General features: G+C 38.8%; 21 protein-coding genes. 1 reads left to right on the top strand and 20 read right to left on the bottom strand.

Going from position 1 to position 22,359, the window contains the following annotated elements; all coding sequences use genetic code 11:
* Positions 1 to 6: 6 nt before the first annotated feature.
* The 16 genes from B3209_RS06075 to polA all read right to left on the bottom strand — a co-directional run bounded on the left by B3209_RS06075 (position 7) and on the right by polA (position 16,733).
* Complete coding sequence (locus B3209_RS06075) at positions 7 to 1,086, bottom strand: SurA N-terminal domain-containing protein (RefSeq protein WP_295796253.1); 1,080 nt, start codon at positions 1,084 to 1,086, stop codon at positions 7 to 9.
* A gap of 62 nt (positions 1,087 to 1,148) precedes the next feature.
* Positions 1,149 to 2,966: an alanine--tRNA ligase gene (locus B3209_RS06070; RefSeq protein ID WP_296664181.1), complete on the bottom strand. Its 1,818-nt coding sequence runs from the start codon at positions 2,964 to 2,966 to the stop codon at positions 1,149 to 1,151.
* Between the two features lie 98 nt (positions 2,967 to 3,064).
* Positions 3,065 to 3,700, bottom strand: coding sequence for a uracil phosphoribosyltransferase (upp, locus tag B3209_RS06065; protein WP_295796245.1), 636 nt, complete (start codon positions 3,698 to 3,700; stop codon positions 3,065 to 3,067).
* A 3-nt stretch (positions 3,701 to 3,703) separates the two neighbouring features.
* Positions 3,704 to 4,999, bottom strand: a complete 1,296-nt coding sequence (locus tag B3209_RS06060) for a uracil-xanthine permease family protein (protein WP_295796242.1) — start codon at positions 4,997 to 4,999, stop codon at positions 3,704 to 3,706.
* A gap of 14 nt (positions 5,000 to 5,013) precedes the next feature.
* Positions 5,014 to 6,507 carry a Na+/H+ antiporter NhaC family protein gene (locus tag B3209_RS06055; RefSeq protein WP_296664182.1) on the bottom strand — a complete coding sequence of 498 codons (1,494 nt, stop codon included), beginning with the start codon at positions 6,505 to 6,507 and terminating at the stop codon, positions 5,014 to 5,016.
* Positions 6,504 to 6,668, bottom strand: coding sequence for a hypothetical protein (locus B3209_RS06050; protein WP_273352940.1), 165 nt, complete (start codon positions 6,666 to 6,668; stop codon positions 6,504 to 6,506). Before B3209_RS06050 ends, B3209_RS06055 begins: the two co-directional genes overlap by 4 nt.
* Positions 6,669 to 6,695: 27 nt before the next feature.
* Positions 6,696 to 7,517, bottom strand: a complete 822-nt coding sequence (locus B3209_RS06045; RefSeq protein WP_295796230.1) for an RnfABCDGE type electron transport complex subunit B — start codon at positions 7,515 to 7,517, stop codon at positions 6,696 to 6,698.
* 17 nt (positions 7,518 to 7,534) lie between these two features.
* Positions 7,535 to 8,113, bottom strand: coding sequence for an electron transport complex protein RnfA (locus B3209_RS06040; RefSeq protein WP_295796228.1), 579 nt, complete (start codon positions 8,111 to 8,113; stop codon positions 7,535 to 7,537).
* Positions 8,110 to 8,727: an electron transport complex subunit RsxE gene (gene rsxE, locus B3209_RS06035; RefSeq protein WP_296664183.1), complete on the bottom strand. Its 618-nt coding sequence runs from the start codon at positions 8,725 to 8,727 to the stop codon at positions 8,110 to 8,112. The genes B3209_RS06040 and rsxE overlap by 4 nt, the downstream gene beginning before the upstream one ends.
* Position 8,728: 1 nt before the next feature.
* Entirely contained in the window at positions 8,729 to 9,331 is a 603-nt protein-coding gene (locus B3209_RS06030; protein WP_296664184.1) for an FMN-binding protein, read from the bottom strand.
* Positions 9,328 to 10,359, bottom strand: coding sequence for an RnfABCDGE type electron transport complex subunit D (locus B3209_RS06025; protein ID WP_296690165.1), 1,032 nt, complete (start codon positions 10,357 to 10,359; stop codon positions 9,328 to 9,330). Before B3209_RS06025 ends, B3209_RS06030 begins: the two co-directional genes overlap by 4 nt.
* Positions 10,356 to 11,705: an electron transport complex subunit RsxC gene (gene rsxC / locus B3209_RS06020; RefSeq protein ID WP_296664185.1), complete on the bottom strand. Its 1,350-nt coding sequence runs from the start codon at positions 11,703 to 11,705 to the stop codon at positions 10,356 to 10,358. Before rsxC ends, B3209_RS06025 begins: the two co-directional genes overlap by 4 nt.
* Positions 11,706 to 11,804: 99 nt before the next feature.
* Positions 11,805 to 12,287, bottom strand: coding sequence for a Cys-tRNA(Pro) deacylase (ybaK, locus tag B3209_RS06015; RefSeq protein WP_296664186.1), 483 nt, complete (start codon positions 12,285 to 12,287; stop codon positions 11,805 to 11,807).
* Positions 12,288 to 12,292: 5 nt separating this feature from the next.
* On the bottom strand, positions 12,293 to 13,231 hold the full coding sequence (locus B3209_RS06010) for an SPOR domain-containing protein (protein ID WP_296664187.1): 939 nt from the start codon (positions 13,229 to 13,231) through the stop codon (positions 12,293 to 12,295).
* A 110-nt stretch (positions 13,232 to 13,341) separates the two neighbouring features.
* On the bottom strand, positions 13,342 to 13,941 hold the full coding sequence (gene coaE / locus B3209_RS06005) for a dephospho-CoA kinase (RefSeq protein ID WP_296664188.1): 600 nt from the start codon (positions 13,939 to 13,941) through the stop codon (positions 13,342 to 13,344).
* A complete protein-coding gene (gene polA, locus B3209_RS06000) occupies positions 13,941 to 16,733 on the bottom strand; it encodes a DNA polymerase I (RefSeq protein ID WP_296664189.1) in 2,793 nt (930 codons plus the stop codon). Before polA ends, coaE begins: the two co-directional genes overlap by 1 nt.
* 417 nt (positions 16,734 to 17,150) lie before the next feature.
* On the opposite strand from polA, the gene B3209_RS05995 reads away from it, so the two are divergent.
* Positions 17,151 to 17,918 carry a pseudouridine synthase gene (locus tag B3209_RS05995; RefSeq protein WP_296664190.1) on the top strand — a complete coding sequence of 256 codons (768 nt, stop codon included), beginning with the start codon at positions 17,151 to 17,153 and terminating at the stop codon, positions 17,916 to 17,918.
* Positions 17,919 to 17,925: 7 nt separating this feature from the next.
* Here the strand turns inward: B3209_RS05995 and B3209_RS05990 are convergent, their stop codons facing one another.
* From B3209_RS05990 to B3209_RS05975, 4 genes are read right to left on the bottom strand one after another with little or no spacing between them, the layout of a single operon-like run.
* Complete coding sequence (locus B3209_RS05990; protein WP_296664191.1) at positions 17,926 to 18,468, bottom strand: DUF4340 domain-containing protein; 543 nt, start codon at positions 18,466 to 18,468, stop codon at positions 17,926 to 17,928.
* Between the two features lie 20 nt (positions 18,469 to 18,488).
* Positions 18,489 to 20,552: a GldG family protein gene (locus B3209_RS05985; RefSeq protein WP_296664192.1), complete on the bottom strand. Its 2,064-nt coding sequence runs from the start codon at positions 20,550 to 20,552 to the stop codon at positions 18,489 to 18,491.
* A 3-nt stretch (positions 20,553 to 20,555) separates the two neighbouring features.
* The gene (locus tag B3209_RS05980; RefSeq protein ID WP_296664193.1) at positions 20,556 to 21,287 is read right to left on the bottom strand and encodes an ABC transporter permease subunit; all 732 of its coding nucleotides are present in this window, start codon (positions 21,285 to 21,287) and stop codon (positions 20,556 to 20,558) included.
* Entirely contained in the window at positions 21,268 to 22,221 is a 954-nt protein-coding gene (locus tag B3209_RS05975) for an ATP-binding cassette domain-containing protein (protein ID WP_296664194.1), read from the bottom strand. The genes B3209_RS05980 and B3209_RS05975 overlap by 20 nt, the downstream gene beginning before the upstream one ends.
* Positions 22,222 to 22,359: the final 138 nt, after the last annotated feature.

Below are 22,359 nucleotides of genomic sequence, written 5' to 3'. Positions count from 1 at the left end.
AAACTCCTATTGCCAATTAAGGAGCTTTTTAAGAGCATCGCCAGTTTTTTTGCGGTCAACATTTGAAGGAATGTCAAGCGATTTTGAAATTTCCTGTGCGGCTTCTGTAAAATACTGGCTTTGCTTTTGAGAAGTAATGTTGCGCTTTAGATAATCATAGACAGTAACAGTTGTTTCTGGCTGAACAACATCGCTAATTGAAAGCATTTTTGCATCATACTTTTTTAGAACTGCATAAAACTGAAAATCGGAAGCAGTTTCTGTAACTTCAGAAAGATAGCCTGCGGATTTTCCAAAAAGCTCGTTAAGTTTGTCAATTGACCATCCAAGCTGCTGAGCCTGCTGAGCTGTTTTTGCAACTGTAATGTCGCCAGCTCTATAATTAGTTCCGTTTTCGTTTGAATTTTTAATTTCTTCAGATTTTTTTGAATCGCCTTTATATTTGTTTCTTAAGTCTGTTGCCAAAGCACGGGCCGCCATATCATTGCTTCCCTTTGGAACCATAACAAGGAAAAGTTTCATCATATCGTTCCAAACAAAAGTTGACTTGTTCATTTCATAAGCGTTGCGGATTTCTTCATCAGTTGCTGCCACCGCTTGAATCTCAGACTGTTTTTTTGAAAATACATACTGCTGAATAATAAGCTGATTTTTCAAGTAAGCCTTGTATTCTGACTTTGACATTCCGCTATATTCTTTTATATAGTCATCCAAAGATTTTCCAGTCTGTTTTTTTATCAAATCTTCAAGCTGAGCTTCTGAAACACGAGTTCCAAGCTGCTGGCTAAATGTATTCAAGAATGCATCGTCAACCTGGCTGTCTGTAACAGAAAGACCTTCTTTTGCCGCTGCCTGAGTTATCAGTTTTTCAGCAATAAGATTTTCCAAAAGAGCCTGCTTTTGCTCAATAGGAAGAGATTCCATTCCGTACTGCTTCTGAATGAAACTTGCGCGTGTCTTTAACTGCTTTACAGTAATTGTTTCTGATTTATTAAGTTTTACAACTGCAAGAGGCTGCAAGTCACTTTGAGCAAAAGCTCCGAATGCAGCAAAAAAAATCAATAATCCAATAGAAAATTTTTTCATGAAAATTCATCCTTTATAATTCATTTATTAATAAACAGTTATTATTCAGTTCGGTTACACAGTTATTTTTCCAGCGGAAGACCACCGGAAATTACAGCCCTGATTCTGCGCACTCCTGCGGAAGATGACTGTTCCTTCTGGATTTTGAATTCGCCGATCTGTGCCGTGTGCTGGACGTGCGGCCCGCCACAAACTTCCTTGCTGAACCAGTTGTTCTTTTCGCCGATTGTGTAGACTTTTACATCTTCACCATATTTGTTCGTAAACAGGGCGCGCGCACCTTCAGCCTTCGCCTTTTCAAGAGGCATAACTTCCATTGTAACAGGCAAATCTTTTTTAATCTGCTCGTTCACAATGTCCTCGACCTTCTGGATTTCCTCTTTTGTCATCGGACGGTCGAACGTGAAGTCAAATCTCATACGCTCATTCGTGATGTTCGAACCTTTCTGCGCGACTTTGTCTCCAAGAACATTGACAAGCGCCTGCTGAAGCAGGTGGGTTGCCGTGTGATATTTTGTGGTTGTGTCCGACTGTTCGGCAAGTCCGCCTTTTGCTGCTCCAGCATCCTGAGTTTTTGAAGCCTCCTGATGCTTGCGCTCCGCTTCCTTGAATCCCTCTACATCAACGGTGAATCCATTTTCAGCTCCGAGTTCCTGTGTAAGTTCAAGCGGAAAACCGAATGTGTCGTAAAGCCTGAATGCGATTTTACCTGAAATTTCCTTCTTGGGATTTTTCATCAGATTCGGAAGAAGCTTCTGGAATTCCGCCTCGCCCTTGCGCAATGTGTCGCGGAATTTGTTTTCTTCCGCGGAAAGCTCCGTAAAGATTTTTTCCTTGTTCTGCTCAAGCTCCGGATATGCGCACTTGAAATTCTCGATTACTGCCTGCGCGATTTCCGCAAGGAAATTTTTTTCGATTCCAAGCTTCATTCCGTGGCGGACTGCACGGCGGATCAGGCGGCGAAGAACGTAGCCCGCACCGACATTTGAAGGAGAAACGCCTTTCTGGTCGCCAAGAATAAAAACCGCCGAGCGTGAATGGTCTGCGATAATGCGGACACTTCTGTCCTTTTCCTCATCCGTGCCGTATTTATAGGAAGAAAGTTCCTCGATTTTTGCAATGATTGGCTGGAAAACTTCTGTAAGATAAACAGAGGTTTTTCCCTGCAAGATACAGTTTGTGCGCTCAAGCCCCATTCCTGTGTCAACATTTTTCTTTGGAAGTGGAACAAGAGTCTTTTCGTCAATGCGGTTATACTGCATAAAAACATTGTTCCAGATTTCCATCCAGTTTTCGCTGTCAGTTCCTTTGTTTGAGCCGGCAGGCGGAAGTCCTTCTCCAACCCAGTAGAAAATTTCAGTATCAGGACCGCACGGACCTGTCGGACCTGCTGCCCACCAGTTGTCGCTTGCAGGAAGATATGCGATTTTGTCTTGTGGCATTCCGTTTTCTTTCCAGTAAGTTGCAGCTTCTTCGTCGCGCGGAGCATTTTCATCACCGGCAAAAACTGTAACAGAAATTTTCCGCGGATCAAGACCGAGCCATTCTGGACTTGTAAGAAATTCGTAGGAAAATCCGATTGATTCTTTCTTAAAATAATCGCCCAAAGACCAGTTTCCAAGCATTTCAAAACAAGTAAGATGGCTTGGATCGCCAACTTCATCTATATCACCTGTGCGGATGCATTTCTGATAATCTGTAAGGCGTGTTCCGGCCGGATGTTTTTCTCCCAAAAGATACGGAACAAGCGGATGCATTCCGGCAGTTGTAAAAAGTACGGAAGGATCATTTTCTGGAATCAAAGACTGGCCTGAAATTTCAACATGGTTCTTTGATTTAAAAAATTCAATGTATTTTGAACGTAACTCGTTTGCAGTCATAGCAATCAATAGTAAAACTAAATACTTAAATAGTCAATTGTGGATTCATGCTCCGCTAAAAATCAACGAAGCATGAATTTTTCATTTTTTAACAGGAATCAGTTTGTTCCAAAAATTCTGTCGCCAGCATCTCCGAGACCTGGACAAATATATGCGTTTTCGTTCAGGCAACGGTCAAGATGCCCAATGTAAAGTTTTACATCGGGATGCGCTTTTGTTAAAACTTCAACACCTTCTGGGGCTGCAATTATGCACATAAATTTTATGTTTTTTCCGCCACGCTTTTTTATAAAATCAACTGCGGAAACAGCAGAACCTCCAGTTGCAAGCATTGGATCAACAATTACAATTTGACGCTGCTCAAGAGAATCCGGCATTTTGCAGTAATATTCTTCAGCTTGATGAGTTTTTTCATTGCGGCTCAAACCGATATGTCCGACTTTTGCGGAAGGAACAAGAGTCAGCATTCCATTCATCATTCCAAGACCAGCGCGAAGAATCGGAACAACAACAAGTTTTTTTCCAGAAAGCATCGGTGTTTTGCAAATTTCAATTGGGGTTTTTACTTCAACATCTTCTACAGGAAGATCTCGCAAAGCTTCGTAGCCCATTAAAACTGCAATTTCTTCAACAAGTTTTCTGAACTCATTTGTTCCAGTTTTTTCATCACGGAGCATTGAAATTTTATGCTGAATCAGCGGATGATTTAAAAAAACTACATTTTTATTTTCCATAAATTACTCTTTTTCCGAAGCCTTCTTTTCAGGCAAAAGCATATTCAAAATTATTCCAACCAAAGCTCCAGTTGCCAAGCCGGAAAGTCCGAGAGTTAGTCCGCCGATGTGAATATTCACAGCTCCTGCGGAACTGTATTTTATTCCGATTGAAAGAACCAGAATTAACGCTGCGATAATTACGTTGCGTGAATTTTTAAAATCAACTTGGCTTTCAACAATGTTTCTTACACCGACTGCGGAAATCATTCCGTAAAGCACAATTGAAATTCCGCCGCAAGTTGCAGCTGGCATCGCGCTTATTAACGCTGCAAACTTTGGAGAGAACGAAAACAAAATTGCAATCACTGCCGCAATTCTGATTACACGAGGATCGTAAACTCTTGACAAAGTAAGAACGCCGGTGTTTTCGCCGTAAGTTGTGTTCGCAGGCGCGCCGAAAAGTGAAGCTACAAGAGTTGCAAGTCCGTCCCCCAAAAGTGTTCTGTGAAGTCCGGGATTTTCAAAATAATTTCTGTTTACAGTTGATGAAATTGCGGCAATGTCTCCGATGTGCTCCATCATAGTTGCAATCGCAATCGGAACAATCGTAACTATAGAAGTTATAATTAATGAAGTGTCGGGATTTTCAAAAATTGCAAAAACTGTGTTTTCTTTTAAAACTGGAAGTCCAATCCAAGCCGCGTTTTTTACAGAAGTAAAATCAACTTCGCCAAGTATTCCTGCAAAAACATAAGAAACAACAGCCGCAAGAAGAATCGGAATAATTTTTATCATTCCCTTTCCCCAGATAACGCAAGCAACAATTACAAGAACCGCTGAAAAAGCAACAAGCCAGTTCCTCGAGCAATTGTCTACTGCCGACTGTGAAAGTGTAAGTCCAATCGAAATTATAATTGGACCTGTAACAACCGGCGGAAAGAAGCGCATTACTTTTTTTACACCGAAAACTTTTACAAGAACAGCAAGCAGAAAATACAAAGCCGCAGAACAAGCAACGCCAAGACACGCATAAGGCAAAAGATGTTTTTCACCGTTCGGGGCAATTGTCATGTAGCCTGCAAGGAATGCAAATGACGAGCCTAAGAAAGCCGGAACTTTTCCTTTTGTAAAAAAGTGAAATATAAGAGTTCCGATTCCAGCAAACAAAAGCGTAGAAGAAACGCTAAGCCCCGTAAGCTGCGGAACAAGAACTGTTGCGCCGAACATTGCAAACATGTGCTGAACACCAAGTGCAAGCATTCTAGGCTTTCCCAAAGTGCGCGCATCATAAACCGCATTTAAATTATCATTAGACATTTTTACTCCTGAGATTAAGCTTCTGCTTTCTTATGTTTTCTAAGAAAAAACAAAAATCCAGCAATTACTGCCATTCCGAACAAAATAGGAAGAATCGGATTTTTTACAAGTCCGGCAATCAAATAGCAGACAAAAGAAACACTTGCAACAGAAAGCGCGTAAGGAAGCTGAGAATTAACATGGTTCACGTGAACACATTCCGCACCAGCACTTGCCATTATAGTTGTATCAGAAATTGGAGAGCAGTGATCACCGCAAACAGCTCCTGCCATGCACGCTGAAATTGAAATAATCATAAGATTGTAATCACTTCCATTGAAAACAGCGACTACAATCGGAATAAGAATTCCAAATGTTCCCCAGGAAGTTCCAGTTGCAAAGGCAAGAAAAGCTCCGATTACAAATATAATTGCAGGAAGGAAATTCAGCATTCCAGAAGCATAAGTTTGAACAAATGATGAAACAAATTCTTTTGAGCCAAGACTATCTGTCATGGATTTCAAAGTCCAGGCAAGTGTCAAAATCAAAATGGCAGGAACCATGGCTTTAAATCCGTCTGGAATACAAGACATACAGTCTTTAAAGCTCAAAACGCGGCGCAAAACAAAAACAATCAAAGTCAAAATCAGCGCGCCAAAAGAACCGTACATAAGTCCAACGGAAGCATCGCAGCCAGAAAAAGCCGCAACAAATCCGCGGTGATCTTCGCCTGAAGCAAAAAATCCGCCGGTATAAATCATTCCGATTACACAGAAAACGATAAGCGAAATAATCGGGAACACAAGATCCAAAACTTTTCCTTTTGCAGCCGGAAGTTTTTTCTCTTCAAGTTCATCAGAAGAAGATGAAGATACCGCAGCTTCAAAACCTTTCATAGGACCAAAGTCAACTCCGGAAATAACAATTGCAAAAAGAGCAAAGATTGTAAGAAGCGCGTAAAAATTATAAGGAATCGCTTTTATAAAAAGCTGAAATCCGTCCTCGCCTTCAACAAATCCTGTTACTGCCGCAGCCCAAGAACTGATAGGCGCAATAATACAAACCGGAGCCGCAGTTGAATCAATAAGATAAGCAAGTTTTTCTTTTGAAACTTTGTATCTATCTGTAATCGGGCGCATTACGCTTCCAACTGTGAGGCAGTTAAAATAGTCGTCAATGAAAACAATTATCCCAAGAAAAATAGTTGCAATCTGCGCATTCTTTTTTGACTTTATGCGTTTTTTTGCCCATTCACCAAAAGCAGCAGAACCGCCTGCCTTGTTCATAAGCGCAACCATTATTCCAAGAATAACAAGGAAAATCAAAATTCCAACATTATAAGAATCAGACAGAGAACCTACGAATCCGTCTTTAAAAACGTGATTTATTGTTCCTGCAAAACTGAATCCTGAATAAAAAAGACCGCCAATTAAAATTCCGATGAATAAAGAAGAATAAACTTCCTTTGTTATAAGCGCCAGACAAATTGCCACGACTGGCGGAACTAAAGACCAAAATGTTCCTATCATTTTTCTTCCTCTTTCTTAAATTCAGTTTCAAGCGGTTCTGAAATTCCGCAGTTTTCAAGTTTCTGAAAAACTTTTATTGCATACTCAACTACATCCAAAGAAGTTGCAGAACAATAAGTTTTTAAATTTGTCAGTTCTTTTATTACCTGAACATTTGTCATAGAAACCTCCTATCTATAAAACAAATTTTATACAGCAGTAAGTTCCTGCATGAATTTCAAAACTTTATCAGGGCAAGAGGAAACGCAGGTTCCACAACTTGTACATTTTGAATAATCAATCGCAGGAATTCCAGAGGAAAGATCAATGCACTGCTCAGGACATTTTTTTGCGCAGATTCCGCATTTAAAGCATCCGGCAGAACAGTCTTTTCTAATCTGAGGCTTATTGTCGTTATGACAAGAACAAAGCGCAACAGGACCTTTTACTTCGATATTTGTAATGCTGAAAAGTTTTTTAGGACAAGCCTTTGCACATTTTCCGCAACCAACACATTTTGAATAATCAACATGAGGAAGCCCGTCATTTCCCATTGACAATGCGCCAAACGGACAAGAAGAAACGCAGTCTCCAAGGCCAATGCATCCAAAAGCACACAACTTTGTTCCATTTATAGAAAGCTGGGCGGCTTTGCAAGTTTGAACGCCATTGTAAATTCCTTTTGTTCCAGCGCATTCATTTGTTCCATGGCAAGCAAGAACAGCAGCCTTTTTTGCAGAATCAGATTCATCTCCTGACAAGCCTAAAATTTTATTTAATGCCGCTGAAACAGACGGTCCGCCTGCAACACATCCATTTGCAGGAGCTTCGCCTTTTACAACAGCAACAGCAAACGAATCGCAGCCAGCATATCCGCAGCCTCCGCAGTTAGCGCCGGGAAGAGCTTCTCTTGCCTGGGAAACTTTTGGATCAACTTCAACTGAAAATATTTTTTTAAAAAGCCCTAGAAGCGTGCCAAGAATAAAACCAATCAGCAGAGCAATAACAACTGTTAAAATAATCGTATTCATAAAGTTCCTCCACTGAATTATTTTATAAGACCTTTAAAGCCTAAAAACGCAAGACTCAAAAGTCCGGCAGCAACATAAAGAATTGGAGTCCCTTTGAAAGCTTCAGGAATTTTTGCAATTTTAATTCTGCTTCTTACCCCCGACATAACCACCATGCTCAAAAGAAATCCGCAGGCTGTTCCAAAAGCATAAACAATGCTCTGTAAATAATTGTAGTCTTTGCTTATGCAGTTTATTGTAACACCAAGAACCGCACAGTTTGTTGTAATCAGCGCAAGATAAACGCCCATTGAAGAATAAAGTCCAGGCGCGGATTTTTTCAGATAAAATTCAACAAGCTGAACAAGAGAAGCAATTACAAGAATAAAAAACAACGTTTGCAAAAATTCCAGTCCAAGCGGAATCATCACAAATTTATACAAAGGCCAAGTAACAACAGTTGCAAGAATAATAACAAAAGTCGTAGCAAGTCCCATTCCAGAAGCCTTGCCAGTTTCAGCAGTCATTCCGATAAAAGGGCAGATTGCCAAATACTGAATAAAAACAACGTTGTCAACAATTGCTGACTTTATAAAAAGCTGAATCATATCAGTCATTTTGCAGCCTCCTTTCTATTTTTTAAAGCCTGAACTGCCGCTCCAAGAAGTCCAAAAACAATGAAGCCGCCAGGCGCACTGTTTAAAATTCCAATTCTGTATGCTTCAGGAATAAGCTCAAGTTTTACAGAAGTTCCAGCCATCAAAGTTCCGCCGCCAAAAAATTCACGCACAAGAGAAATCACAACAAGAACACAAGTATAGCCAATTCCCATTCCGAGCGCATCAAGAATAGAATTTCCGACATTGTTCTTTGAAGCAAAAGATTCAACGCGTCCCATGATAATGCAGTTTACAACAATCAGCGGAAGAAAAACTCCCAGCGCATCGTACAAAGATTCAACATAAGCTTGAAGCACAAACTGAACAATAGTTGTAAACGCCGCAATAATAATTATAAAAATTGGAAGGCGGATTGCGTTAGGAATACATTTTCTAAAAATGCTGATTACAAGTTCGCTCATAAGAAGAACAAACGTCATGCTCATTCCCATGCCAAGTCCGTTAAAAATACTTGTTGTAACTCCAAGAGAAGAACACAAGCCAATATTTAAAACCAAAAGCGGATTTTCCTTTAAGAAACCGTTTGTAAAAATTTGAAGCTGCTTGTTCATATTAATTAAACTCCTGACCATCAAGAACTTTCAAAAGACATTCTGTTCCTGCGGAAATAAGATTGCCAATGCCAACGCTAGTTATTGTTGCTCCAGAAATAGAATCAAAAGTCTGACCGGCAACAAATCCGTCTTTAGCATTTTTTCCTTCAAATTGTCCATAAAATGTTTTTCCGTTTGCAAGCGTAAAAGTCGAATCATTTGCCTTTAAGCCGAATCCAGGAGAATCCGTAAGTTCCAAAAACTGCAAGCCTGTAACAGTTCCGTCGGATTTCATTCCAACCATGATTGTGCCTTTGTCATAAGTCGGACCTGTAACTTGGGCAACTCCGCCAATTACATTTTCACCTTGTTTTGCAATAAAAATATTTTGTATTGTAATAGAAGAATTTGAAGCTGGAGGAAATGAATCAACGGCTTCAAAAGAATCAGCATCTTTTACAACAGCTTTCATTGCGGCATTCGCTTTGTTAAGTTTATTCTGCGCAATCCGCCCGTAAGTAAAATTATTTACAATGGCAAGAACTGTGCAAGCCGCCATTGCATAAACCGCAAGGACAATTCCAAGTCCAAGCATTTCCAAGACTGAATTTTTCTGGCTCATTTTTCAGCCTCCGCGTTTTTTTTCTGTTCTAAAGGAACTGCATTTGAAATATCAAAGTCCTGTATTATTTTTTTTGGAGCAGACTTTCTGTTTCCCTTTTTTCCGTAGCCATATTTTCTTGCAGAAAGATTATTCAAGAAAGGCGCAACAGCATTCATAATCAAAATGCTAAACATTACACCTTCTGGGTATCCACCAAATTTTCTTATCAAGAAAGTTATAAGTCCGCAGCCAAAGCCAAATACAAGCCGGCCTTTTTTTGTAACAGGAGCAGTTGAATAATCCGTAACCATAAAAGTCGCTCCGAACAAAAGTCCTCCACTCAAAAGCGCAAAAAGAACATCTCCTCCGGAAACAAATGTGCAGACAGCAACAGTTCCAATCATAGCAACAGGAGCTCTCCAGTCGATTATTTTTGTAAAAGCAAGGAAAGCAAATGAAAGCAAAATCAAAAGAATTGAAGTTTCGCCAATACAGCCAGCCCGGTTTCCAAAAAAGTATTGAAGATAAACAGAACTGTCTGCAACGAATGAACCAGCCTTAACTTGACTCAAAATTGTCGCGCTTGAAATTGCATCTGTTGCCGGATTAAACCAAGACGCACCCAAAGCAACTGGAAAACTTATGAACATAAAAGCTCGTCCAGTAAGAGCCGGGTTAAAAACGTTGCTTCCGATTCCTCCAAAAAGTCCTTTCGCAATAACAATGGCAACCAACGCGCCAAGAACTGTCATCCACAAAGGCGTTGTAGACGGAATTACAAGAGCAAGCAAAACTCCCGTTACGCAGCAAGACAAATTTGAAACAACAATTTTTTGACGTGTAATTTTCTGAAACAAAAATTCAAAAACAAAACAAGAAGCAACAGAAACAAGAATTGTCGCCAAAGCAGGAAGTCCAAAAACAATAACGCCATAAACACATTCAGGAAGCAGCGAAATCAAAACCGCAAGCATTATTTTTTGAGTTGAAAGTCCGGCTGTGAAATGCGGACTAGAAGAAAGAAACATTTTATTTTCAGAGTTCATTTTTTTACAGCCTCCTTTGCTTTTGCCGCCGCAATCTGTTCTCTTACAATGGACTTTCCAATTCTGAAACGCTGAACAAGTCTGACATTTGCAGGACAAGCATAAGCGCAACATCCGCATTCAATGCAGTCCATAAGGCCAAGTTTTTTAGCATTTGAAATATTTTCAGCCTTAAGTTCACGAACCATAAGAACCGGGCTTAAATGCATTGCGCAGACAGACACACACATTCCGCATCCAATGCACTGCTCTTCATCAACAAGATAAGTTTCATCTTTTGTGAGGAAAGTAATTCCGCTTGTTCCTTTTGCAACTGGAAAATTCATATCAGGCATAGCAAAGCCCATCATCGGACCGCCGGAAATAATTTTTACAGCCGAATTTTCTTTTAAAGAAAAATATTCAGGAGACAAATCTGAAATCACTGTTCCAACTGGAACTTTTAAGTTGCATGGATTTTCTACTGCGCCGCCGGAAATTGTAAGGCTGCGTTCAATCAAAGGTTTTCCAAGCCTGAAAGCATCGCTTATCGCGCAGACAGTTCCAACATTTGAAATAATCACGCCAGCATCGGCAGGGAGTTTTCCAGAAGGAATTTCAACGCCAAGGCAAGAAGAAACTATAAATTTTTCAGAACCCTGCGGATATTTCGTTTTGACAAGCATAACACAAATATCGTCAGCGTAGCCTTTTTCAACTATAATTTTTTCAAGGGAAGGTTTTATGTAAGCCTTGTTGTCTTCAAGCGCAATTATTCCCGCCGCGCCAACAAGATTCAAAATTATCGCAAGTCCATCTATAAGTTTTTCCGGAGTTTCAATCATCGTCCGCTCATCGCAAGTAAGATAAGGCTCGCATTCTGCAGCGTTGACCAAAACATAATCAATTTCTTTGTCTTCCGGAGGATTTAGTTTTACGTGCGCAGGAAAAGACGCGCCGCCCATTCCTACAATTCCGGCTTCTTTTATCCGCTCAAGAACTTTTTCTTTTCCGCATGTAAACGGATCTAGCGGATCCATAAATTCAACATTATCCGAACCGTCAGCCTCGATAACAATGCAAGGCGCAGTCATTCCGCCAGTAACAGTAAAATTCTGAATCTTCTTTACTTTTCCTGAAATAGAAGAATGAACGGGCACTGACATGAATTTTTCACCCGAAGCAATTTTCTGTCCTTTTGCAACAGAATCTCCAACTTTTACGAGCGGAGTGTTTGGAGCGCCGCCCATGGTGATTGGAATCGTAACCGTTTTAGAAGAAGGAAACGCCTCTTTTATCGGACATTTATTTGTAAGCTCCTTCATTTCCAACGGAAAGATTCCGCCTTTAAAAGTGTGTGTTTTCATGGAAACAATTTTACTATAGAAATCGCAAAAAGTCGATAATTTCAAACAACGAATTCCAATTTTGAAATCCGCTGAAAATCTATACAGCAAAAATTTTAGCTAAAGAATCAAATCAACAGTCTGAGCATCACTGGCTTTTATTAAGTCTGAAGGAGAAAGCGCAAGCTGAAGTCCTCGGATTCCTGCGCTCACATAAACTTTGTCATAAAGCAAAACAGTTTCGTCAATAAAAGTTCTGTATTTTCGTTTCATTCCAATAGGAGAACATCCGCCACGGATATATCCTGTAAGCGACAAAAGTTCCTCCGGCTTAACAGGATGAACTTCTTTTGCGCCACAAGCTGCTCTGGCTTTTTTTAAATTGATTTCATAAACCGCGCTCTGGCAAAAAACAACAGTCTCTTTTGAATCAGTGCGCATGACTATTGTTTTAAAAACGCATTCAGGATTTATTCCGAGTTTTTCAGAAAGTTCCATGGCCGCTCCCTTATGAAGCAAATGTTCTCCGTCATCGTCGTACTCTTTTGTTTCATAAGGAATTTTTAAACTGTCCAAAATGCGCATTGCATTTGTTTTTTTCATTTTAGTTATTTTGGCGCGCTAGTATTTGTTACATAAGTTCCGTTTTTTGCAAACAAAGAAATTGTATCGATTCTTTGCTTCCAATATTCAGCTTCACTTTTTGTTGTATAAGGTCCGACTCTTACACGGTAATGAAGAACGCCTTTTGCATCTGTAAAAGTGAACACTTCGCATGGAATTTTATTTGACTCAAGAATTCCTCTGGCTTCATCAGCATTTTTTGTTGTCGTGTAAGAACCAGCCTGAACCCAAAATCTGTCTGAAACTTTTTTTGCCAAAGCAGATTTTGAAGCAGAAACTTGAGCTGATTTTTTTGGAGCTGAAGAAACTTGCGAAGAACTTTTTGAAGAAGCTGATTTTTTATTGCTAGATGCAGAAGCTTTTGTTGAAGAAACTTGCTTTTCAACTACAGGAGAAGTTTTTTCAACATTGCGGTGAACAGCATTTGTTTCTCTAATTGCAGTTTCAGCAGCCTTATTCTGGGCTGTAACATTGCTAGATGCAGAAGCAGTGTTCTTCAATGCATTCAAGTCAATTGTTGTAGTTGAAGAATCTCCAACATTGTAAACGCTTGTGTTGCCTGTAGAAATAACAGTAACATTGTCTGTCTGCGCAATTTTTGAATCAGAATTTTCAATGGAAGTTTTTCCTTCCGCAGGAGTTTCAATATTTGAAGTTACAGAAGAGTTATTTACTTCCGCAGGATTTATACTGCTTTCTATAGCAGGAGGCTCGCTCGGAAAATCAATTTCATTTGAAAACGATTCAGCGTGTTTTTGCTGTGCAGTTTCTGGAGACATCCAAACTGAGCCCGCAGAACGCTGATAAAGAGCAGTTGTATTTTTTTTAGCTTCAGACGCATAAAGAATTACAGCGGCACCAAGCACAACTGATAAAAAAATTCCAGCCGCAAGTACAATCCAAATAGTTCTTTTCTGTTCCATAATTTTATCCCCTGCCAGCTTTCAAAAATAAAACAAAAAGCCGGTATTCCATACAAAGAATATCGGCATTAAAAAAAAGATATTTAGAAGAAAATTTAAGTTTAAAAAGCCTACTGACACTTAAAAATCACACGTTCAATTTTTTTTTGGAGTGAAGAAATATTTCCGCAGTTTACGATTCTAAAAATTTCAATTCCAGTTTTTTTATATTGGCTGAACAAAAATCTTTGAGAAAAAAATCTTTCAATAATCTGAAGCGACTTCAGCCTGTCTCGTTTTTTGGCACGAAAAAATCTGATAAAAGCAGGACAATCAATAAAAAAAATTTTTTCAACTTTTTTCATTGCATTCACTTTGTACAAAACTGTCGCATTGACCACAACATTTTTTTTAGAATTTTCATCTATGAAATTTTCCAAAACTGAATTTATATACGGAAAAACAATATCCTCCTGTTTTTTCACAAGCGCTTTGTCTTTAAATATAAGCTGACCAAGATTTTTCCTGTTGATTTTTCCATCTTGACTTAAAAGATGAATTTTATTTTTCTGCGCCAAAGAAGAAAATTCCTCAAGAATTTTTTCCTTGCAATTTTCAACTGCGTCATGGCCGATTAAATCTGCGTCAATCGAAACAAATCCCATTTTTTCAAGAATTGAACTTGCCGCATTTTTTCCTGCCGCCATCGGACCTGTAACACACAAAACCATCAGTGGAACTCTCCCCAGTTTTTTCCGCGCTCAATACTCACCCGCAGAGGAATTTTCAATTGAACAGCATTTTCCATTTCGCGCTGAATAATTGAAATTGCATTTTCCGCATTGTCTTCCGGGCATTCAAAAATCAATTCGTCATGAACCTGCAAAAGCATCTTTGCGCCTGTACTGGATTTTTCCAAGGCAGACTGAACTTTTATCATCGCAGTTTTTACAATATCAGCCGCGCTACCTTGAATCGGAGTGTTTATTGCAATTCTTTCAGCGCCCTGAAGCACAATCTTGCTTGAGCTTTTTATTTCTGGAATATAACGTCTGCGTCCAGTAATTGTTTCAACATAACCGGTTTCTCTTGCCATACGTTTTGTTTCATCAAGAAATTTTTTAACATCGGAATACGTTGAAAAATATTGGTCAATAAAATTTTTTGCTTCTGTCCGGCTTATGTTCAATTCATTTGCAAGTCGAAACGCGCTCATTCCGTACATAACTCCAAAGTTCACAGTCTTTGCAAAGCGACGCTGTTCTGGCTTCACCTGCTCTGGAGAAATTCCGTAAATCAAAGCGGCTGTGGATTTATGAACATCAATTCCATTTATAAAGGCAGAGCAAAGATTTTTATCGCCGCTCAAATGCGCAAGCACAACAAGTTCAATTTGAGAGTAGTCTGCAGAAATAAGAACTGTTCCCGGTACAGCAGTAAACGCAGAACGAATTCTTCTTCCAGATTCATCACGCACAGGAATGTTCTGCAAATTTGGATCTCGACTTGAAAGGCGGCCTGTGGCAGTTCCCGTCTGCAAAAAAGAAGTATGGATTCTTCCATTCTTATCTGCAAGCAAAGGCAGTGCCTCCACATAAGTGCTTTGAAGTTTTGTGTACGACCTGTAATCAAGAATCATTTTTGGAAGAGGGTCGTTTGTAGAAAACACAAGTTCTTCAAGAACAGCAGTGTCTGTACTGTAACCAGTTTTTGTTTTTTTGCCATGAGGAAGATTGCGTTTTTCAAACAAAATTTCCTGAAGCTGTTTTGGAGACGCAATGTTAAATTCGCAGTCTGCCTCTTTGTAAATTTCTTTTTCTTTTTCTGAAATCAAAACTGCAAGTTCATCTTTATACTCGTTCAGTTTTTTCTTGTCCAAATGAATTCCTTGAATTTCCATGGAAACAAGAATCGGAAGAACTTTCATTTCCATTTCATAAAAAAGTTTTTCAAGATTTGATTTTTTAATTTCATCTTTTAAAAGATAATAAAGCTGCAATGTAAAATCAGAATCTTCCGCGCCGTATTTAAAAGCCTTCTCCAAAGGAACATCTGCAAAAGTCTGGTTTTTCTGAACAATGTCCTTGAACTCAATTCCTTTAAGCCCCAGTTTTCTTTCCGCAAGATATTCAAGGCCGTAAGGAGATTTTCCAGAAGCAGCAGGATTCAAAAGCCAGGCGGCAATCATCGTGTCAAAAATCTTACATTCAGTTTTTGAGTGCATTCCATTTGCATAAAGAACTTCAAGATCAAATTTTCCGTTGTGCATTACAAGAGTGAGTTCTTTTTCTGCAAAAAGTTTTTCAAGAACATCAATGCAATCTTTTTTAGAAATCGTTTCCGGAGCAAACATTCCGCCGCTCAAAATAACAGGAACATAAATTCCTTTCCCTTTTTCAAAACTCAAACTAAAGCCTACAAGATTCGCCTCATGTGTGTTCAAGCTGTCAGTTTCTGTATCGAACGCCACAACTTTTTCTGCGGAATCTAAAATGTTTTGCACAAAATTTTTCAGTTCAGCAAGGTTTGTACAAGGCTTGTAGTCGCCTTCGTTTTGTTTTACAGGCAACGCAATTTTCTCTTCCACTTCTTTTTCAGGCAAAACTGATTTTTCTTCAGACTGAATTTCCGCCGCAGTTTCCGAAGCAAAACTTTTTGCAATCGCATAAGCTCCGTATTTTTCAAGAACTTCCGCGCCGGATTTAAAATTTATATTTTTTGTGCAGAAAGATTCAAAATTAATTTCAACAGGAACATCGCACCTTAAAGTTATAAGTTGCTTTGAAAAATAAGCGTTATCTTTGTCGTTCCTGATTTTTTCTCCAAGCGCGCCTTTTATTTCAGAAGCGTGAGCATAAATTTCATCGAGAGTTCCATACTGGCTCAAAAGTTTTACCGCAGTCTTGTCGCCAACGCCCTTTACACCAGGAACATTGTCAGAAGCATCGCCCACAAGCGAAAGGTAGTCCAGAATTTTTTCAGGTGGAATCCCCCACTTTTCAAGAACTTCATGCACGCCAATAACTTCCCAGCCGCCATTGGCTCGGTCCGGCTGCATTTCCAAGCAAGAATCCGTAACAAGCTGAAGCAAGTCCTTGTCACCGCTAAGAATTCTGCACGGACGTTTTTCCTGAGCGCATTTTTTTGCAACAGTCGCAATAATATCGTCAGCTTCAAATCCGTCGTAGCGAAGAACAGGAATTTCCAACGCCTCAAGAATTTCTTCTATCCAGGGAACCTGCGCATGCAAATCTTCTGGAGTCTTGACCCGGTTAGCCTTGTAGTCAGCATAAAGTTCATGCCGGAATGTCTTGACACGCGAATCAAACGCCGCCGCAAGATAGCACGGATTGTATTTTGAAATGAGCGCCTTAAGATTCTTAAAGAAAATAACCAGCGCACTTATATTGTCTCCGCCGGGATTTGTAAGAGGATGATTCAAAAGAGCAAAGTACGCCCTGTAAATCAAACCGTAGGAATCAAGAATATATACAGTCTTATCTTCAGTTTTTTGTTCTGCCATGAAATGATTTTACCACAGCTTGAAACTAAAAAAAAGAGAGTCGGCATAGCTTTAAAATTAAATCGGAAATGGCTTGGGCAAAGAATGAAATCCTTGCGTTTTAAGAAAACGAATTTTTCCAGCTTGTGAAATCATTTCGTTCTAAGAAAACGCACTGGGCAAGATATGAAATTATTTCATTCAAAGAAAATGTGTTTTGTCAAACAATGCAGAAATTTCATAAACAAAAAAATGCATTGGACGGTTCGTGAAATTTTTGCACGAACAGAAAATGACTTGGGCAAACCGTGAAATTATTTCATAACAGAAAAACACGTTTTACCAGGCAATGCAGAAATTTCATAAGCAAAAATGTTTTTTGATTTTTATAAAAATGCAAAATTGATTTTTTGGAAGCACGCATATATACTTTTTCAAATGGAAGGCATTTTTAAAGAGCGGCTGGACACTGTTTTTATCCGCCGGGGAATCAGCACACACAGAAGAGTCCGAAGACTTTTGCAGAAGCACAATGTATGCGTAAACGGCTCAAGGATTCTTGAAAGCGGATTTAGGGTGAACCTTGCATCAGATGCAATTTCTATAGATGGAATCAAAAAAAATCTTGCGCCAGACATATATATTATGATGAACAAAAAGGCGGGCACTATCTGCTCCACAAAAGATGACGGACTTTACAAAACGGTCTACAGTTTTATTCCGCAAAAGTATTTTGACTATACAAATGAAAATTCATTGCAAAAGATTCATACAGTTGGACGGCTGGACACAGACACGGAAGGACTTTTGATTTTTACAACAAATGGAGATTTTTCGCATAGCCTCGCAAATCCGCTTTTCCATGTAAAAAAAACTTACTACGTTGAACTTGAAAAAAGTGAATCAGAAGAGAAAAGAAAACTTCTTAAAGAAAAATTCAGCGAAGGATTTTTTATTCCGGCTGAAAAAAACGAAAAGGAATTTATTTCAAGGCCGGCAATTCTTGAATGGAACAGAGCAAGTTCCTGTCGCCTCACAATAACAGAAGGAAAATTTCATCAGGTAAAGCGGATGTTCTGCGCGCAAGGAAACAGAGTTGTCTTCTTAAAAAGAATTTCAATCGGAAGCCTTGCGCTAGATGAAAAACTTGAAGCGGGAGACAGCAGAGAACTTTCAAGCGAAGAACTTTCCCTGCTGTTCAAATGACAAAATTTTATTCAGCCTCTGTGTTCTGTGAATTTTCAGTCTTGGGCTTTTCCTTTATTTCATCTGCGGAAACTTCAAATGTAGATTTAAGCGAACCTTGCGCAAGACAGATTTTATTTTCGTCATCAAGGCGCACATAGCACTGGCTTCCAGCAACAGAATCTTTTCCTACATACAAAGTGCGCTCAACTTTTCTGCCGGAACAAGCCACAACTTTTACAGCGTTCTCGCTAGACAAGCCGTAGCGTTCCAAGTCATCTAAGTCATAAGATACAGTCGAAAGTATTTTTATTTCATTGACCGAATTTACAATTCTGTTAGCGCGGTTTTCCATGGCAGGAAAATTTTCAACGAGCCATTTTTCATTTTCCTTTTTAAGTGAAAGAATATGCTCTCCGTTTTTTGTTACTTCAACAGAATCAATTTCTTCTTTTGTGTAAACAGTCTTTACTTTCGATCTGCCCAAAAAAGAAATCTGTAGAATGTAAATCACAAGAAGAACTGCAATCGATGAAAGAAGAACTATTTTTCTTGTATAAATATTTTTCATTTCTAGCTCCATTTAAAATATTATTTTTGCCTAGGATCTTCCGGGTCATAAGCCATTCGAATTTTTTCCCGGTGATGGCGGCGCAGAATAAACACGCAAAGTCCGCCTAAAGCAACAAGAACTGCAAGCCCAACCTGATTAAAATATTTCACTGCAAGCGCAAATTTTCCAGAAGACATTTTAAGTGTGTTAAGCGAAAGATTTTTTGTGCGCATTGAGCAGAAGTCTTCTTTGCCGTTCATGTAGTCAACTGCATTGCGGACAAAACAAGAGTTCGCAGTTTGTGAATCTTCCTGAAGCAGTCCGAATTTCGCAGTTGCAATACAAGATGTGGAAGCAATGAAAATTTTTGAATTCTGAATACTTGAATCCAAATGGCTTTTTGCTTCCAGAACATTTTCAGAGTCGCTTTCAAAAGGAGACTTTTCAAATGCGCTTTTAAATTTTCCTTCAATTAAAACTGCAACGTTTTTAGAACTGAACTTGTCTTCTTCTTTAGGCGGAAAAATTGACATAGGGCTTAAAACAAAATTTTCTGCAACAGGAACCGTCCAGGATTTTTCAGAAGTCCTTGCAATGACAGAAACTTTTGCGTCCTTGTTTTCTTTTACATTGGAAACATCAATTTCAAAAGTCTGCGGAAAGAAAACGTTGCCAAGATTTTTTGATATAAGATTTTTTTGATCAAGGCAGTTTTTCTGAATCAGCGGCGTATAATAAAAATCAAGTTTTCCATACTGCTGTGTGAGCTGTGAAAAACATTTTTCATCCATAACATATTCTTTGCCAATTTTTATTCCGTAGTTATCAAAAAGTTTTTCAAGTCCGTTTTCAACTGGAACATATTCAGGCTGACTGTAATAAGCCATCTCGCCATAAGGCATAGTCTCGTCAATTGAATCAACAAAGAAAATCACATTTCCACCGCGCAAAACAAACTGATCAATTTTATAAAGTTCCGCATCTGAAAATTTTTCTTTCGGACCGTTTACAATCACCGACTGCGCAGAAATCGGAATTTCATTTTCCAAAAGATTTACTTCTTGCAAATCATAAGTATCGGCAAGAAGAGTTTTCAAATACATTGAGTCATTTTTATCCTCAAGAGAATGTTCACCGTGTCCCGTAACATAAGCAATCACATCAGTTTTTGAAACAACAGTTTTCACGCACTCTTCAATATTTTCTTCCAACTCATCAAGCCCCGAAACTACATACTGAAAAATCGCGTTCGTAAGTCTAAGCGGAACAAGCTGAACTTTCGGACCATATTCAACAACAAGGCCAATTGTTCCATATTCAATTTTTCCATCTGAATTTTTCCAAGACACTGACTGAATTCCATATTTTTTTCCGAGCGCAAGGGAAGCTTCAGAATCAGGATTTTCAGAATTAAAATCAAGCCGTCCTTTAAATTTTTTGTTCGCCGCAGAAAAAGCTTTGTCAACTTCATCATCAATTTTTTCAAAGTCAGCAATATTAAACTGCTCAAGCGATTCAGATTTATAAAGCGAAATTTTTACATTGTCAGAAAGTCCCGCAAGAATATTTGTGCTAGAAATAATTTTTCCAATCGCAGAAGTGATTTTATATTCCAATCCATCGCTTGAAGAAATGCCGTCAATCTTTTCAATTTGATCCGCATAAGAAAGAACAATTCCCATGAACGCATTTTTTAAACCGACTTCATTATTCTTTAGCTCGCGGATTTGAATTTGATTCAGCCCGTAGCCTCTTGCAATTCTCTGATTATCGTAATCTTCCATATCAAAAAATTCACAGCTGAAATTTTTATTCGCGGAATTTCCGTATTCGGCCAGAATATCTTTTACATACTGCTCAACATTTGAATAAGGAGCCGGAAGGTTTGCTGAAAAGAAAACTTTTACGTTCAGCGGTTCCTCAAGATTTTTTACAACTTCCTTGCTCGAAGATGAAAGTGAATACGATTTTGATTCCGTCAAGTCGATTCTAAAAAAAGCGCGAGAAGCAACAAGATTTAAAAGAACAACGGCAACTATAAAAAGCCAGATGTCCGCGGAAGGATTTTTTATCCATGAAACAAATTTATTTTCCTTTTTCATTTTTCAACCTTTCCTTTGATTTGAAATTACGCAGACTGTCAGAGAAACAAAAACTGATGTCAAAGAAACAAAATACAAAATATCGCGCGAATCAATTATGCCTCTCGAAATCGACATAAAGTGGTTCGTGGAAGAAATGAATGAAGCGAATCCAACAAAAATTCCCGGAAGCAAAACAGAAAAAACTGTAATCATCGTGAGGAAAATGCAAATTGCAAACGCAAGGAAAAATGCGATAATTTGATTTTTTGTAACAGACGACGCAAAAATTCCAATCGCACAAAAAGCCGAAGCTAAAAGCACAGCTCCCAAATATCCGCCAACAACAGGACCAAAATCAATTCTGGAAGAAGCAAAAATTGCGCAAGATATAGCATAAAAAAAAGTCGGAATCAAAAGCGCAATGCTAGACACAAAACTTGCAAGATATTTTCCTGCAACAATATCAAAATTTGTAACAGGAAGAGTAACCAAAGTTTCCATTGTTCCGCTCTTTTTTTCCTCGCTGAAAATTCTCATCGTCATCGCCGGAATAAAAAAACTGAACAACATAGGAAGCAGCTCAAAGAAATTTCTAAGTTCAGGACGGTTCACTAAAAAGAAAGTGGAAAAAAATAAAAATCCACTGAACAAAAGAAACAGAGAGCCAACAATATAAGCAACAGGACTTGTAAAATATGAACAAAGTTCCCGTTTCATAATGACTGCCCAAGATTTATTTTTCTTCATTTTCATTTTCTACTCCATCGTGTGCAGAAGTCAAACTTCTAAACACATCTTCAAGACTGTTCTTTTTCTGCTGCATTTCAAAAAGTTCCAAGCCGTTTTGAACACAAGCCTTTGCAAGTTCCGGTCTGGTTTCAATATTTTTTTCAACGGAAATTCTAAATTCAATTTTTCCATCATGGAAACTTGAATGAATTTTTGAAACACCATTTATGCCGCGGAATATTTTTTCAGCATCTTCTGCGGAAGCCCCAGAAACACAAATCTGAACTTCAGATGAATTTCCAAAATGCTCGCGAAGTTCTTCTGTAGGACTGTCGGCAACTTTTTTTCCGCCTGAAATAATAATAACTCTGCCGCAAAGCATTTCAACTTCGCTAAGAATATGAGTCGAAATAATTACAGTATGAGTTTTTCCAATCTGCTTAATCAAACTGCGCACTTCTAAAACCTGATTTGGATCAAGTCCGCTTGTCGGCTCATCAAGAATAAGAATTTCAGGATTTCCCATAAGAGCATGAGCAAGACCAACGCGCTGTCTGTTTCCGCGGCTAAGCTCTCCAATATTTTTGTGCATGACTTCTTTTAGTCCGCAGATTTCGGCAAGTTCCCGGCATTTTTCCTCAGGATTCTGATTTTCAATTTCAGCAATATATTTTAAATAGTCGGCAACAATCATGTCGGAATACATCGGCGCACTTTCCGGCATATATCCAATTTTTCTTTTTGTCTCAACCGGATTTTTTAGAACATCAAGTCCGTCAATCTTTACAGTTCCAGAATCAGGCTCAAGAAAACCAGAAATCATTCGCATCGTTGTTGTTTTTCCAGCTCCGTTCGGACCAAGCAGTCCTACAATTTCTCCAGTCTGAATAGAAAAACTTATGCCGTCCACCGCCCGAAAATTTCCGAACAGTTTCGACACATTTTCAACTTCAATCATAACCACCTCATTAATTTTTACTAATATAATAAAACAAACTAAACTTCACAAGGTTATATTCCGCCGCCAGTCAAAGTAAAAAATAAATTTGAAATAATGAAAAATTGGTATATAATTAGCCCGAATGTCGAGTTTTGA

Origin of the sequence: Treponema sp. UBA6852 (assembly GCA_002449305.1) — a bacterium.
GTDB lineage: Bacteria > Spirochaetota > Spirochaetia > Treponematales > Treponemataceae > Treponema_D.
This window is presented reverse-complemented; position numbering and strand designations above follow the sequence as displayed.